The organism is Megasphaera sp. SC8-1 (genome assembly GCF_024436295.1).
GTDB lineage: Bacteria > Bacillota > Negativicutes > Veillonellales > Megasphaeraceae > Megasphaera > Megasphaera elsdenii.
The window spans coordinates 18,128-32,101 of the sequence record NZ_JANFQH010000034.1 but is presented as its reverse complement, the minus strand read 5'-3'; the positions used below and the strand labels follow the sequence as shown (position 1 = coordinate 32,101).

General features: G+C 50.5%; 18 protein-coding genes. All 18 read left to right on the top strand.

Going from position 1 to position 13,974, the window contains the following annotated elements; genetic code table 11:
• Positions 1–1,440: a phage tail sheath family protein gene (locus NOS26_RS10855; protein WP_255917758.1), complete on the top strand. Its 1,440-nt coding sequence runs from the start codon at positions 1–3 to the stop codon at positions 1,438–1,440.
• Positions 1,441–1,452: 12 nt separating this feature from the next.
• Positions 1,453–1,983, top strand: coding sequence for a phage major tail tube protein (locus NOS26_RS10850; RefSeq protein WP_074786468.1), 531 nt, complete (start codon positions 1,453–1,455; stop codon positions 1,981–1,983).
• Positions 1,984–1,998: 15 nt separating this feature from the next.
• Positions 1,999–2,331 carry a hypothetical protein gene (locus tag NOS26_RS10845; protein ID WP_074786463.1) on the top strand — a complete coding sequence of 111 codons (333 nt, stop codon included), beginning with the start codon at positions 1,999–2,001 and terminating at the stop codon, positions 2,329–2,331.
• A 32-nt stretch (positions 2,332–2,363) separates the two neighbouring features.
• The gene (locus NOS26_RS10840; RefSeq protein ID WP_255917757.1) at positions 2,364–2,513 is read left to right on the top strand and encodes a hypothetical protein; all 150 of its coding nucleotides are present in this window, start codon (positions 2,364–2,366) and stop codon (positions 2,511–2,513) included.
• A complete protein-coding gene (locus NOS26_RS10835) occupies positions 2,506–4,911 on the top strand; it encodes a phage tail tape measure protein (protein WP_255917756.1) in 2,406 nt (801 codons plus the stop codon). The genes NOS26_RS10840 and NOS26_RS10835 overlap by 8 nt, the downstream gene beginning before the upstream one ends.
• Positions 4,904–5,107 (top strand): tail protein X, encoded by a 204-nt coding sequence (locus NOS26_RS10830; RefSeq protein WP_255917755.1) that lies wholly within the window; start codon positions 4,904–4,906, stop codon positions 5,105–5,107. The genes NOS26_RS10835 and NOS26_RS10830 overlap by 8 nt, the downstream gene beginning before the upstream one ends.
• Positions 5,108–5,112: 5 nt before the next feature.
• Entirely contained in the window at positions 5,113–6,273 is a 1,161-nt protein-coding gene (locus NOS26_RS10825) for a phage late control D family protein (protein ID WP_255917754.1), read from the top strand.
• A 160-nt stretch (positions 6,274–6,433) separates the two neighbouring features.
• On the top strand, positions 6,434–6,715 hold the full coding sequence (locus NOS26_RS10820; RefSeq protein WP_255917753.1) for a hypothetical protein: 282 nt from the start codon (positions 6,434–6,436) through the stop codon (positions 6,713–6,715).
• Positions 6,716–6,729: 14 nt separating this feature from the next.
• Positions 6,730–7,209 (top strand): phage tail protein, encoded by a 480-nt coding sequence (locus tag NOS26_RS10815; protein WP_255917752.1) that lies wholly within the window; start codon positions 6,730–6,732, stop codon positions 7,207–7,209.
• Entirely contained in the window at positions 7,209–7,514 is a 306-nt protein-coding gene (locus tag NOS26_RS10810; protein WP_255917751.1) for a GPW/gp25 family protein, read from the top strand. The genes NOS26_RS10815 and NOS26_RS10810 overlap by 1 nt, the downstream gene beginning before the upstream one ends.
• Positions 7,511–8,626: a baseplate J/gp47 family protein gene (locus tag NOS26_RS10805; protein WP_255917750.1), complete on the top strand. Its 1,116-nt coding sequence runs from the start codon at positions 7,511–7,513 to the stop codon at positions 8,624–8,626. The genes NOS26_RS10810 and NOS26_RS10805 overlap by 4 nt, the downstream gene beginning before the upstream one ends.
• A complete protein-coding gene (locus NOS26_RS10800; protein ID WP_255917749.1) occupies positions 8,623–9,258 on the top strand; it encodes a phage tail protein I in 636 nt (211 codons plus the stop codon). The genes NOS26_RS10805 and NOS26_RS10800 overlap by 4 nt, the downstream gene beginning before the upstream one ends.
• 130 nt (positions 9,259–9,388) lie before the next feature.
• A complete protein-coding gene (locus tag NOS26_RS10795; RefSeq protein ID WP_255917748.1) occupies positions 9,389–10,219 on the top strand; it encodes a hypothetical protein in 831 nt (276 codons plus the stop codon).
• Between the two features lie 18 nt (positions 10,220–10,237).
• Positions 10,238–12,598, top strand: a complete 2,361-nt coding sequence (locus NOS26_RS10790; protein ID WP_255917747.1) for a glycosyl hydrolase family 28-related protein — start codon at positions 10,238–10,240, stop codon at positions 12,596–12,598.
• Positions 12,599–12,642: 44 nt separating this feature from the next.
• Entirely contained in the window at positions 12,643–12,882 is a 240-nt protein-coding gene (locus tag NOS26_RS10785) for a hemolysin XhlA family protein (protein WP_255917746.1), read from the top strand.
• Positions 12,883–12,897: 15 nt separating this feature from the next.
• Positions 12,898–13,077 (top strand): hypothetical protein, encoded by a 180-nt coding sequence (locus NOS26_RS10780; protein ID WP_255917745.1) that lies wholly within the window; start codon positions 12,898–12,900, stop codon positions 13,075–13,077.
• Positions 13,074–13,643 (top strand): N-acetylmuramoyl-L-alanine amidase, encoded by a 570-nt coding sequence (locus tag NOS26_RS10775; protein ID WP_255917744.1) that lies wholly within the window; start codon positions 13,074–13,076, stop codon positions 13,641–13,643. The genes NOS26_RS10780 and NOS26_RS10775 overlap by 4 nt, the downstream gene beginning before the upstream one ends.
• Positions 13,644–13,656: 13 nt before the next feature.
• Positions 13,657–13,968 (top strand): hypothetical protein, encoded by a 312-nt coding sequence (locus NOS26_RS10770; RefSeq protein WP_255917743.1) that lies wholly within the window; start codon positions 13,657–13,659, stop codon positions 13,966–13,968.
• The last annotated feature ends 6 nt before the right edge of the window (positions 13,969–13,974 follow it).

Here is a 13,974-nt window from a genome sequence, read left to right as displayed (position 1 = left end):
ATGGCATTTTTCCACGGTATCAAGACATCAGAGATTGATACGGCCGTCGTTGCCACTGCGCAGACGACCGCAGGCCTTCCCGTTGTCATTGGTACAGCACCGGTCCATTTGGCCAGTGACCCGAAAATCAATGAACCCGTCATCTGCTACAGCTGGACAGAGGCAGTCAAATACTTAGGCTATCACGAAAACTGGGATAAATACTCCCTCTGTGAAGCCATGTATGCTGAATTTAAGCTGTTTGCAGTGGCTCCGGTAGTATTCATTAACGTTTTGAATCCGGCAAAACATAAGAAATCCGTGGCCAGTAAGTCCGTAACGGTAGCCAATAAGACCGCAACCATTACCGATGACGTCATCCTGAGCACTTTGACGGTATCGGCGTCGTCTTCCGGGGCCACGGCTAAAGCCGGCACGGATTACACCGCGGCTTATGATGACGACGGCAACGTCCTGATTACGCTCCTGAAAGACGGCGCGCTGGCCAGTGCTACGTCGGTATACGTCGCGTATGACGCTATCGATACGTCGCTGATTAAGGACGCCGACATCATCGGCGGCGTCGGCAGTGACGACACGGCGACGGGCCTCGAACTTATCGATATGATTTATCCTAAGTTTAGCTTAGTGCCGGGCCTTTTGGCGGCGCCGGGCTGGAGCCAGCATCCGGAAGTCGCGGCCGTCATGGAAGCCAAGAGTAAAAAATTTAACAGCCTCTTTAGCTGTACGGTCCTGCTCGACATCGATACGACGCAGGTCAAGTCCTACAGCGGCTGTAATAAGTGGAAGACCGGCAACGGCTACACACATAATAATGAGTACGTCGGCTGGCCTATGGGCCGCATCGGCGACCATTGCTATTACATGTCTACGCTGGCTATGGGCCGCATCGGTCAGACCGACGCAGACAATGACGACGTACCCTATGAGTCGCCGTCGAATAAGACGCTGCCGATTACAGGCCTCTGCCTGAAAGACGGTACAGAAGTCACGCTGGATCTGACGCGGGCTAACCTGCTGAACAGCCAGGGCATTGTCACGGCGATGACATCCCCGGCGGGCTGGGTGCTGTGGGGCAACTATACAGGCGCCTATCCGAGCACGACGGACCCAAAAGACGTATTTTTGTGCGTCCGCCGCATGTTCGACTGGGACGATACTGTTTTCGTCCTGACATACTGGAACCGCCTCGATAAGCCGGGCAAGCCGCGCAACATCAAGACCATTCTCGACTCGGAACGGATTCGTTTAAACGGCCTCATTTCCCGCGAATATATCTTAGGCGGCAGCATTGATTTTTTGGAAGAAGAAAATCCGACGACGGACCTCGAAGCCGGTATCTTCCGCTTTCATAAAAAACGTACGCCGCCGGTACCGATGCAGGAAATTGACAGCATTTCTGAGTACGATACATCCGCCTTTACGGCGCTGTTTGAATAGTGAGGTGATTAGATGTCTGATGTAAATAAAATGCCGGAAGTCCTTAACGATTATCGTGTATACGACGAAAACGGCAGTACTTTGTACGGTGTCGCGAAATTCGAGCTGCCGGACTTTAAATCCATCACGCAGACTATCAAGGGCGTAGGTGTCGGCGGCGAAATCGAGGCGCCGGTCCTGGGGCAGTTTGAATCGTTAGAAACAAAAATCACGCACAACATCAACAGCGACTGGAACCTTAAGCTTGTAGGCGGTCAGGCTGTCGCCTTGGAAGCACGCGGCGCTAATCAGTACTGGGACAGCGGCGCGAATAAGTACGTCATGGATACGGTCCGCGTCGTTATCCGCGGCCGCTCGAAGGCAATGGCCGGCGGCTCTTGGGAACCGGCAAGCACGGTAGATGCGACGAATACCATCGAAACGACGTACATCAAGTACGAAGTCAATGGTAAGACGCTGCTGGAAGTTGACAAGTATGCCTATAAATTTGTCGCAGGCGGTGAGGACATTATGCAGCCTATCCGTGATGCGTTAGGCGTGTAAAAGGAGGTATGAGCATTGAAAAAAGAAGAAAAGGTCCAGACGGTCCCGGATGATCAGAAGATTGAGCTGACCCGGGCCCTGCCGGACGGTACAAAAACACTGATCCTCGATTTTGACAATGTATCCGGCTATACTCTTTTGCGCTGCGAAAAAGCAGCAAAAAAAGAGGACGCCAGCATTGTCGTACCGGCGCTGTCGCAGGTATATCAGGCACATGTTGCTGCTATTGCGGCGAATGTCAAATACGATGACATCTTAGCCCTGACAGCTAAAGACTTTACGGCCGTCATGATTAAGACGCAGGGTTTTTTGCTCGGTACGGCATCGCAGGACCAGACGGAGGACTAACCGCCGAAAAACTGCGGCTCGATGTACTGCGGATGGCTAAATATTCGCACACGTCTATTTACTTTTTCCTCGGCCTGCCGGTGCCAGACCTGCGCGGCTGGATGACGACCGTATCCGGGGAAATCGACCGGCAGAACAAGGAAATAGAAAAAGCAGGGAAGGGAGGCGGCAGCCATGGCTAACCGCGTGCTGGAAATGGCAATCGCAATCAAAGGGCAATTAGATAGCAGCGTCGGCGGGGCCATGACAAAAGCCATCGCCCAGACAAAGCAGATGCAGGCGCAGATCCGCGCGGCGAATCGCGAAATGACGAACCTGCAAAAGCAGGCGGCGAAACAGCAGGCCAGCAAGGGCTATGTCGAGTATGACACCGAGCTGGCAATGCTCCAGGCGCAAGTCAAGAAGAATCAAGCCGCGAAAGAGTACGAGGCTACTATGGACCGCGTCAATGCCAAGCAGAAAGCTTCTGCAAATCTGTCCTCTGCGGTCAGCAGCCTGAAAGCAGGGGCTGTTGCGGCGGCCGCTGTCGCCGCGCCTTTAGGCCTTGCGGTCCGTGAGGCTGTACAGTTTGAGTCGGCGATGTCTGACGTGCGGAAAGTCGTAGACTTTGATACACCGCAGCAGTTTAAAGAAATGGGCGACGACATCCTGCGCATGTCGCAGGAATTGCCTATGTCCGCCGAGGGCATTGCTAAGATCGTAGCCGCTGGCGGGCAGGCCGGTATTGCCCGGGATGAGCTAAAGAGCTTTGCTACAGATGCTATCAAGATGGGCGTTGCATTTGATATCACGGCTGAGCAGGCCGGACAGATGATGGCTAACTGGAGGACCGCTTTCGGCATGGGCCAGGATCAAGTCGTACAGCTTGCAGACCAGATTAATTACCTGTCCAATACGACCGCGGCCAGCAGTGATGCTATTTCCGACATTGTGACTCGCGTAGGGCCTTTGGGCGACGTCGCCGGTATCAGCGCCGCCCAGATTGCGGCTATCGGTGCTTCCATGGCATCTGTCGGCGTCAAGTCGGACGTCGCGGCTACGGGTATTAAAAACTTAGCTCTCGGCCTGGTAGCCGGGGCGGGTGCGACAAAGTCCCAGCAGGAAGCTTTTGCACAACTTGGCCTGTCGGCGGAAGACGTGGCTAAGCGGATGCAGACCGACGCCCAGGGGACTATCATGGACGTCCTGAGCCGCATCAAGCAACTGCCGAAAGAGGCGCAGGCAACAGCACTAAGCGATATATTCGGTAAAGAGTCGATTGAAGCCATTGCGCCGCTGCTGACACAGCTAGACAACTTGCAGAGCAACTTTAGCAAAGTCGGCGACGCCTCGCAATACGCGGGCTCCATGGAAGCCGAATATCAGGCCAGGGCAGGGACGACAGCAAATCAATTGCAGCTTGCCAAGAATAACCTAGTCGCATTAGCGGTCAATCTTGGCAGTCTCCTGCTTCCCGCTGTGACAGCTGTAGCCGGCGCTATGGCCCGGGCGATGGGCGCTGTGGCTCAGTTTGTGTCTGAGCATCAGCAGTTGGCGACCGTTATCATTGGTACCATTGGGGCTATCGTCGGGCTGACGATGGCAGCCCTTGGCATTCGCGCTGCCGTCGCTTATTACAAGTATATGGCGGCGACGATTAACATGATTAAAAATGCGCACATTGCGGCGACTATTGCAACAAAGGCATCCGCGGCGGCGACGTTCATCGCGGCAGCGGCTCAGCGGGCTTTTGCCATAGGCGCGCGTATTGCGGCGGTTGCCCAGATGGCGTTAAACGCCGTTATGGCGATGAACCCGTTCGCGCTCGTCGTTATTGCGATTATGATTGTCGTGGCCGCGCTGGTGTACCTCTGGAATACAAATGAGGAATTCAGGGCGGCATGCATCGCGGCCTGGGAAGCTATCTGCGCGGCCGTATCGTCGGCGTGGGACACCATCTCCTCGGCGGCGGCCGCGGCCTGGGATTACATCACCAGCGCTGTATCCGGGGCGTATGATTTTATTGTCAGTTGTTTTGACTCCATCTCTGCCGCGGCTCAAGCCGTATGGGATGCAGCAGTCAGCGCAGCCCAGAGCGCCTGGGACAGCATCACATCCGCTGTCGATGCGGGCGTCCAGTGGTGCATTGATAAGTGGGAAGGGCTGAAAGAGGTCTTTTCCCATCCGATTGATGCCGTCGTCAATTTTATTAAAGGCGGCGACAGTGATGCCGCTTCCGCAGCGGGCCAGTCCGCAAGCGGCGGCGTTTTCAGCCATCCCTATTTGACGTGGGTAGCGGAAGCGGGCTATCCGGAAGTCATCGTACCTATCACTCACGATGCAAACGCCTACAATTTATGGGCAACGGCCGGGCAGATGCTCGGCGTCGGGCCTGCGGCAATGCCGGCGATGTCCAGTGTACCCGCGGCGGCGCCATCCGGTGGATCCGCGCAGATTACCTTTGCACCTACGATTACTGTCCAGGGCGGCAGTCCGGGGACAGAGCAGCGGATTTCCCAGCTCATGGACCAGAAAATGCGCGAATTTGACGGCATGATGAAACGTTGGGCGGCAAATCAGAGGAGGCTGAGCTATGAGTAGCATGTACAGTACCATGCAGGGCGACATGTGGGACCTGATTTCTTACCGGGTCTACGGCTCGGAAAAGTACGTCAAGAATCTGTTGGAAGCGAATCCGGATTACAGGACCATCGCTGTCTTCCCGTCAGGGATTGCCCTTACCTGTCCGGACATCCCGTCCAGTACGTCATCTATCATGCCTCCATGGAAGCGGTGATTTAATTGGCATTACTGAAAAAATTACAAGCAGACCTCAAGCGGCTTGAGGCACAGGCCATGGCGGGCGTCGTTGCTCAAGAGCATCTGGGGCGCCGCGCATGGCTGCAAGTGACCTATGATAACAAGGACATATCCGAGGCACTGGCCGAATACCTGATCAGCGCCAGCTACACCGACAATCTATCCGGGCAGGTAGACGACATATCCCTTACCCTGGAAGACAAGGCGGGCTTGTGGCAGGGTGACTGGATGCCGACGAAAGGCGCGACGATTGACGTTACCTTGTGCACGTACAACTGGCTAGGGCTGTACGACGGAGAGGCCGACGTTACCCTTGGGAAGTTTGAAGTAGACGAAATCGAGCTGTCCAGCGCGCCCGACGTCGTGACTATTAAGGCCGTAGCCATCACGGTCAGCGACGACAGCACCCTGAGAAGTACGCTGCGCTCCCGGACGTGGGAAAATGTCACGGTCCAGAAAGTAGCATCTGACGTAGCTCAGGAAAACAGCATGGACCTCTGTTGGGACTGCGGGGATGACCCAGCCATCGATAAAGTCGAGCAAAATGACGAATCGGACTTGGACGTCTTGAAAAAAGTCTGCGACGATGCGGGCTTTGCCCTCAAAGTCACGACCGACACAATTATCGTCTTTGATGAGGCCTTGTACGAGGAAGCCGAGCCAGTAGTAGAAATCTACCATCCTGATACACAGGAAATCATTACCGTTGCGGAAGCGGACGGCGACCATACACCGGAACGCGTCCTGCACAGTACGGGCTATTCGTTCACCTCGAAAATCCGCGACGTCTACAAGCAATGCCATGTAAAGTATGCCCAGGATAAAGACAAATCCGTCATCGAGTCCACGTTTGTGGATCCGAACAAAACCGACGGGGCGACACTGGAAATCCATCAGCAGGTATCGACACAAGCGGAAGCGGACCGACTGGCGAAAAAGAAACTGCGTGAGAAAAACAGCGAGGAATGTACGGGCAGTTTTAACAGTGAGGGCCAGCCTTTCCTTTGCGCCGGGGAAACTGTCGAGATGATTGGATTCGGCACGTTTTCCGGGAAATACATCATTACGCAGGCCAAGCATGACCTGAGCGGCAGCGGCTATACAACGAGTATCGATGTGAGGAGGTGTCTCATTGGCTACTGATATTTATAAAGTACTGGCGCGGTGTATTCGTGTTGGGCGCGTATCGTCGGTAGACACGGCAAACGCTTCCGCCCGGGTAACGTTCCCGGACCATGATGATATCGTATCCGCGCCGCTCAAGGTTCTCATGCGCGGCTGTAAGAGCGCGAAAGACTTCTGGATGCCTGCCGTTGATGACCAGGTGCTTTGCCTTTTCATCGCCGACAGCGGCGGCAAGGGCAGCGGCGCCGGGTATGTCCTGGGCACGATTTATAGTACTGTCGATGCACCGCCCGCCGGCGGGTCCCGTGTGCTGAACGTCCCAGATGATTTGGTAATCAACTGCGGCAGTCTCACGGTTAACGCCGGCGGCGGAGATGTTACGGTCAACGGGATATCCCTTGTCAATCACGTACATGGCGGGGTATCGTCGGGCGGCAGCAATACAGGCAAGCCGCAGTAGAGAGGTGACACGGTATGTATATTGGGTATTTTGGTACAGTCATATTCGGCGTAGCCGAGCATTATTTGGTCACGCCTGACGACGTCGAGCGCTCCGGGGAGGCCCGGTGGCAGACGCACGACGTCATTCTAAAAAAGCCCGTGCCGCAGTTCATCGGTCCGGGGCAGGAGGAGCTTTCATTCAAGCTCCATCTCATGACCCTGTACAACGCCATGCCGGCGCAGCAGCTGACAAAGCTCCGAGAAATGAGGGACACGGGCATCGTCTGCCCGCTCATCATTGGCGGCGTGCCGGTGTCGCAAAATTACTGGTACCTTGAGAGCATCGACGAAACAGATGCCGTTTATAACGCATACGGCAAAGTCATCGCCATTACGGCGAACGTCAAGCTAAAAGAATACGACACGACGAATACGGATGAAGAGTCGACGTTGAACAAAGTCGGCCGGATTTATAACGGGATTACTACCTTATTCGGGAGAGGAGGATTGTAATGCAATATGAAGTAACGGCAAAGGACCCGACGACCATCGACATGTCGCCGAAAACAGAAGCAAATGAGATTTTGCAGAACGTCCGTACAATCCTATCCACACAAAAAGGAACAATCCCGCTCGATCGTGAATTCGGCCTGGACAGTACCGTCATCGATTTGCCGGTAACACTGGCCCGGGCCAAACTGACGAATGCGATTTTCCAGGCCATCAAGCGGTATGAGCCGCGGGTAAAAGTCGACAGCATTACATTTACCGGGGACGTCTCCGGTAAGCTCGTCCCTAAGGTGGTGATTACCATATGAAATTAGCTGATTTACCGGATATCGATTTCGTCGACGCCGATGCCGAAAAAGTGAAAGCTGCTATCTTTAATGACTACACAAGCATAACCGGTAGGACTTTAGCCCAGGGGGACCCGGTCCGGCTTTTTCTTTTAGTTGTCGCCGAGGCGATTATCCGCCTGATGAATAATCAGAACTACGTCGGCAAGCAGAATCTGCTGAAATACGCGGCCGGGGATAACCTCGACGCGTTGGGCGCTTTTTCTGACACGGACCGCATCCCTGCGTCCGCTGCCACGACGACACTGCAAATCACACTGTCGGCAGCGCGGACACAGGAAACAATCGTACCCGCGGGTACCCGCGTAGCCAGCACGGACGGCCTCTATTTTGCAACTGATGAAGATGCCGCCATCCTGGCGGGCAGCACGACAGCAACGGTTAAAGCGACATGCCAGACCGTCGGCGACAAGGGGAATGGCCTTCTTCCGGGCGAAATCAAGAATATTGTTGACCCGGTGGCCTATGTTGCTTCTATTGTTAACACGACGACCAGCGCGGGCGGCGCCGATGTAGAAGACGATGACGATTACCGCGAGCGTATCCATGAGGCGCCGGAACGCTTTTCCACGGCCGGGCCGACAGGGGCTTATGAGTATTGGACGAAATCAGCCAATAGCGGCATCATCGATGTCGCCGTAACCAGTCCCAGCGCCGGGGCCGTTGAAATACGGCCGCTCATGACAGGCGGGACACTGCCGGAGCAGGAATTACTGGACGCGGTAAAAACGGTAGTGTCTGCGGATAAAGTACGTCCACTGACCGATAACGTATCGGTCGTCGCACCGGATACTGTATCTTATGACATTACCCTGACCTACTATACCGACGTCGGCACTGCGGAATCTACTATCAAAGACGCCGTAATGACAGCCGTGGATAACTATCGACTGTGGCAGAAATCTAAAATTGGCCGGGACATTAACCCGTCGCGGCTTATTGCCGATGTTATGGCTGTCGCCGGCGTAAAACGCGTCATCGTCACGGCGCCGACCTATACCGTGCTGACAGGCGTACAAGTAGCCCAGGATAAAACGGTATCCGTCGTCTTAGGAGGGAGTGAAGACGAATGATAGATGCGGAGTACAGAATCGCAGAACATTTGCCGGAATCCATCAACAAAGACCCCGTACCGGATTTGGCCCGTGTCGTCGATATGGCGCTGTCTGACATCAATCCGGATTTGTTACTGATTTACCCGGCCATTGATGACCTGCCGGAAGCGCTCATTGACCATCTGGCAGAGCAGATGCATGTAGATAATTATGATAAAGCCGCGCCATTATCTGTTAAGCGAAAACAGGTTAAAATGTCTTTCATCTTGCATCGTTTGCGCGGCACAAAATACGCAGTTGAAACAGCCGTTAACATGATTTATTCGGGGGGCCGCGTAAAAGAGTGGTTTGAATATAATGGTCACCCATATCATTTTGCGATATCGGCCGGAGAAAATGAAATCAGTTCCAATATGAATTTTAAGCAAATAATGAAGAGTATAAATGCGGCAAAAAACGTTCGCAGCTGGCTGGATTATATTGAATTTGAGCGTAAAATTAATCAGCATATCAGGGTAGGTTTTGTAAAAAAAATAGAAACCGATATCTGCGTATACCCAATTACGCTTACCAGAGTCGCTACAACATCAGCAGTTTATGCCGGAGTAGCGATGACAATGTCAGAAGAAATCATATTGAGAGGTGAGTGAAATGGCGACTTGGAGTAATTATGTAGTTACCGACAAGGGGCGTAAGCTACTGGCAGACGTAGTCAGTGGGACTACTACGATGCAAATCACGAAAATATGCGTAAGCTCTGCGACGTATAGACAGGACGCTTTGGCATCGCTGACAGAACTAACGGACATAGCGCAAGAAGTACCGATTGCGGGTGCAAAGACGGTCAATGATACGACGATTAAAGTTGTCGCAAACATCACAAATAAAGACCTGCAAACGACGTATCAGCAAAAATGCATTGGGGTATACGCTAAAAAAAGCAACGGCTTCGAGATATTATTTGCCGTTGCGATTGCTACGAATCCGGATACATTTGAAGCTGCATCAGTCGGGGTCATCCGAAACATCTTGACGACTATTTACATTACGACCAGTAATGCCGACAGCATATCCATTACAGTGGATATGGATACCTACGTTACAAAATCGGAATTGGATGACGCCATGAAAAAAAACTTGGAGCTGAATCATCCTGTTGGCGGGGTTTATATATGCGTCGGCGGTAAAGATCCGGCTACGATGTGGGGCGGAACATGGAAGCAAATCAATGCAGCATATCTCATGGCTTCCGGTACTATAAATGGTACCACCTATGCGGCTGGACAAACAGGAGGATCTTATAAATGCTATATACAGTATGTTAACATGCCGCCCCATAGTCACACCCGGGGTAACATGAACATCACGGGTGGTTTTCCCGCCGATGACTCTCAGGTTGGGCGTCATGCAGGGGAGCACTATCCATTTGGCGCTTTTTGTGTTGGAGATGGGGATGGCATTGACCTGGAATCACAAAGCGGGAGCGGCTCATACATCAATTTCGATGCATCCAAGACTTGGACCGGGAATACGAGCATCGAAGGCGGGCGTGAGCCAATAACTATTTTGCCTACATTTTACGCAGTTGATGTTTGGCTTCGAACTGCATGACGAAAGGATGACTGACCCATGAATTTCACGACAGGATATATTTTGACTAAAGCCGGCGAAGCACTGCACGCAAAAGTAGAAGCCGGGACTACATTGAAATTAACAAAGATGCAGCTCGGTTCAGGTACGGTGACAACCGTTGACGACTACTATGAAAGAAGTGCCCTGGTCGAACCGCAAAATGCTATGTCTATAGCTGAAATACAGCAGGTGACAGCTGAAAAAAATATGTGTGTTGCAACGGCGGTACTGACAAATGCGGCAGTAGATACCAGCTACATGGCATCGGAATTGGGGCTTTTTGCACAGAATACAGATGGCACGGAAATTTTATATGCCGTATCATACGATGATCACCCTAGTTACATCGCCAGCAAGAATGATGGTACAGATATCACCATGAAATTCTCGATGTACATTGTAGCAACCAGCGAAATCACTATAACCCTCACGCTACCGAAAACAGCAGAAGAAATCGCAACAGTAGCGGCGGGGTATGCGGCAAAAGCGGCTGAGTCAGAAGCGAAAGCCAAGCAACTAGAAGCAACGGCAAACAACTATTTGCAAACTACTCAGCAAGCCATGACACTTGCGAATGGATATGCAAACATCAGCAAGGCATGGGCAGAAGGTAACGCAAGCCCAGACGAGGCCACCGACACTGATAGTCCCACAGGCTACACACAGAGCGCGAAAATCTGGGCAGCCCTATCACGCGAATATGCCGGTATGAGTAAATTCAAGCTCCCCATTGGCTACTATAATAGTGTGGCTGAAATGCGTAAGAGTGAAACAGCTATTGTAGGGCGCCCATGCGTAACCCTGGGCTACTACCAGCCCAACGACGGTGGCGGCAGCGTCTACCTAATCAGGGCCAAAACTGATAATGACCAAGACGACGGCGGCAGTATCATCTTTTTAGATAATGGGAATATTGCTGAATTAATCATTGATGGAGCCATTAATGTTAAACGGTTCGGGGCAAAAGGAAACGGGAGTACAGATGATACTATTACTATTCAAAATGCGATTAATTATGCGTATTCAAAAGGTAGAAATGCAGATACACAAGAAGTTAATGCAGCAGATGGGAAAATTCTGCCGAAAATTATTTTTCCAGTTGGAGAGTATGTTACATCTACAACGTTACATTTTGATAAATCCCCATGCTTCTTAAATTTAGATATGTCAAATGCCACTTTAAAATATACGGGTAGCGACTATGCAATTTTATTTAGACGACTAAGAAATTCACATTTGAATCTAGGATTCATCTTAGCATCGAATGGCGGGGGTATTCATTTTCTTGTAAGAAATGATGATCCAAATGACTGGATGCAGTATGTTCACACAACTTTTAATTGTATTAGCTGTAAAGAAACAGGTGTATTAGCAGAATGTAGTAATCCTCAAAACAAAAATGATACAGAAAGTTGGGCGCCATGGCTTAATGCAATGTATTTTTATGGCGGGCGTTTTATGAATTGTAAGATAGGCTTTCATGTAAAATCAGAAAACGCCGCAAATATTCATGGATGGAATTTTTTTAATTGCACAAGTGAGCATAGCGTGATAGGTTTTAAATTAGAAAATGCAAGCCAAGGAAACACTTATGCGTTAAGTAATTTTTCTTTTTTCGGTTGTTATAAAGAGGATGTAGATGAACACTCATTCCAAACCGTTGGCAAGGTCAAGAGTATTCTTTGGATTAAAGCAGATAACTATACAAAAGATAATATACCATTCTATTTTAATTTATCTGATGATACCAAAGATTTTGTTATTCTTCCACAAAACTCAGGTAAAGAACAAATAAAAGCCGGTGATGATTTTAATAATTATACAAATAAAGGAAAATACTATGTCAAGAGAAATGAGGATATGTGGCATATTTTAAATGTGCCTAAAATTACATCAACAGATGTCTGTGATGCAGGACTTTTAATTGTAACCGATTTGACTTCATCTGACATTGAGTATGTGATATATAACATTGTTCAAATATTTATAGAGTATACATTTGGCAGAATATTCAGAAGAACCAAACCATACTCAGAAGATAATAATAGTAAGTGGTCAGAATGGAGTCTAATAACAACACCGATAAACAATCTTATGAATGTCTATAAAAAGGGGGAAACAGCAAATGATTTAATAGTAGATGGCGAATATATAGCAGAGAACTTTGATAAAGACGTAACTTTAACAAATCTACCAGAACAAAAAGCAGGACGATTAGTTGTTGAATCAATAGCAAGAAATGCATATTATACATATCAAACATACTATACATTCGATGGTAAAGTATGGATGCGTCTTTTTAATAGATCAAATAATAGTTGGACAAAATGGAAGCTACTAATTAATTTGCAAACTTAAGAGGTAAGGATTGGCTGTCTTTTTCATTAAAAGGAGGCAAATACATGAGTGAACATGATTTCCAGTCTGAAGTACTTGAAAGGATGGGACGGCTCGAGGCGCAGTCTAAGCAGGCACTGGACACCGTGAAAAACCTTGAAGAGCAGTTCCAGGAGACGAAGGAATTAGCCATTGTGGCCGACCAGCGCGGGCGATCCGCGCATCACCGGATTAACTCCATGTACATCATCGCCGGGATTATCGGCGGTATCATATCTTTTATTGTTGATTATTTTCAGCATTAAAAGGGGAGGTAGGACATGCAAATAGACAAAGTGAATATCACCGACTGCATCGTCGTAGTTGGCCTTGTAGCAGCGCTAATTATGACAATTTTTTATAACCTGAACGAACTATCGATGAGCATTGCCTCGGGCCTACTGGGTTATATTGGTGGCAATATCAAGACCGCCGCCACGAAAAAGGAGGACCAGAAATGAAAGTATACATTAATCCCGGCCACGATTTAGACTATGATAGCGGCGCCGTACATACTGACACGGATGGTACGGTAGATCTCAGAGAGTGTGACGTAGCCGCAAAAATTGGGGCAAAAGTAAAAGAATACCTCGAAGCGGCCGGCTGTGAATGCCGGATTCTGCAATCCGATAATCTTTACTATGATAGCGACCACGACGACCGTCCGGTAGCTGTCTGCGCAGACGCCAACGACTGGGAAGCAGATGTATTTGTCAGCATCCATTGCAATGCCGCCAACGGCCAGGCCCTCGGCACGGAAGTAGAGTGTTACAGCCGCATGAGCAACGGGGGGAACCTCGCGCAGTGCATCCAGGACCAGATTGTCAGCGCACTGGGCACCGTAGACCGCGGCGTCAAAGAGATGCCGGGACTCATCGTACTGCGTCATACCGACATGCCGGCCGTACTCGTAGAGACAGCATTTATCGACAATGACGATGACGCGGACCTACTTAAAGACAAATGGGATGACTTCTCCCGGGCTATTGCACGTGGCGTTACGGATTATGAATGTAGTGTACAGTAGGAGGTAATCATTTATGAGTAAATGGACAGAAATCAGAGATGGTATGGTATCGGCGTTAGACGTCAGCGACGTCGTCGAATCCGCAAAAAATCAGATGATCACCGACCTCACAGGGGACGGCATGGACGCACTTTCTACCGTTGCGGATAAGTTTATCACGCAGGTACAAGCCCAGGCTGATAATGAGCAGGGCTGGTGCATGGTACGTGATAAATTCGTCCTGCCTTTGCTGATCAACGGCATCCTTTGGGCAGTCAAGCTCGTACTCAGCAAGAGCACGACGGCCGCGCAGCCGGAAGCACAGGCCGAGGGCGGCCAGCAGTAACAATTT

What these genes read in the sequence shown, in the direction of transcription:
- NOS26_RS10855 (WP_255917758.1), top strand. Translation starts at nt 1, where the DNA reads ATGGCATTTTTCCACGGTATCAAGACATCAGAGATTGATACGGCCGTC.
- NOS26_RS10850 (WP_074786468.1), top strand. Translation starts at nt 1,453, where the DNA reads ATGTCTGATGTAAATAAAATGCCGGAAGTCCTTAACGATTATCGTGTA.
- NOS26_RS10840 (WP_255917757.1), top strand. Translation starts at nt 2,364, where the DNA reads ATGGCTAAATATTCGCACACGTCTATTTACTTTTTCCTCGGCCTGCCG.
- NOS26_RS10835 (WP_255917756.1), top strand. Translation starts at nt 2,506, where the DNA reads ATGGCTAACCGCGTGCTGGAAATGGCAATCGCAATCAAAGGGCAATTA.
- NOS26_RS10830 (WP_255917755.1), top strand. Translation starts at nt 4,904, where the DNA reads ATGAGTAGCATGTACAGTACCATGCAGGGCGACATGTGGGACCTGATT.
- NOS26_RS10820 (WP_255917753.1), top strand. Translation starts at nt 6,434, where the DNA reads ATGCCTGCCGTTGATGACCAGGTGCTTTGCCTTTTCATCGCCGACAGC.
- NOS26_RS10815 (WP_255917752.1), top strand. Translation starts at nt 6,730, where the DNA reads ATGTATATTGGGTATTTTGGTACAGTCATATTCGGCGTAGCCGAGCAT.
- NOS26_RS10810 (WP_255917751.1), top strand. Translation starts at nt 7,209, where the DNA reads ATGCAATATGAAGTAACGGCAAAGGACCCGACGACCATCGACATGTCG.
- NOS26_RS10805 (WP_255917750.1), top strand. Translation starts at nt 7,511, where the DNA reads ATGAAATTAGCTGATTTACCGGATATCGATTTCGTCGACGCCGATGCC.
- NOS26_RS10800 (WP_255917749.1), top strand. Translation starts at nt 8,623, where the DNA reads ATGATAGATGCGGAGTACAGAATCGCAGAACATTTGCCGGAATCCATC.
- NOS26_RS10790 (WP_255917747.1), top strand. Translation starts at nt 10,238, where the DNA reads ATGAATTTCACGACAGGATATATTTTGACTAAAGCCGGCGAAGCACTG.
- NOS26_RS10785 (WP_255917746.1), top strand. Translation starts at nt 12,643, where the DNA reads ATGAGTGAACATGATTTCCAGTCTGAAGTACTTGAAAGGATGGGACGG.
- NOS26_RS10780 (WP_255917745.1), top strand. Translation starts at nt 12,898, where the DNA reads ATGCAAATAGACAAAGTGAATATCACCGACTGCATCGTCGTAGTTGGC.
- NOS26_RS10775 (WP_255917744.1), top strand. Translation starts at nt 13,074, where the DNA reads ATGAAAGTATACATTAATCCCGGCCACGATTTAGACTATGATAGCGGC.
- NOS26_RS10770 (WP_255917743.1), top strand. Translation starts at nt 13,657, where the DNA reads ATGAGTAAATGGACAGAAATCAGAGATGGTATGGTATCGGCGTTAGAC.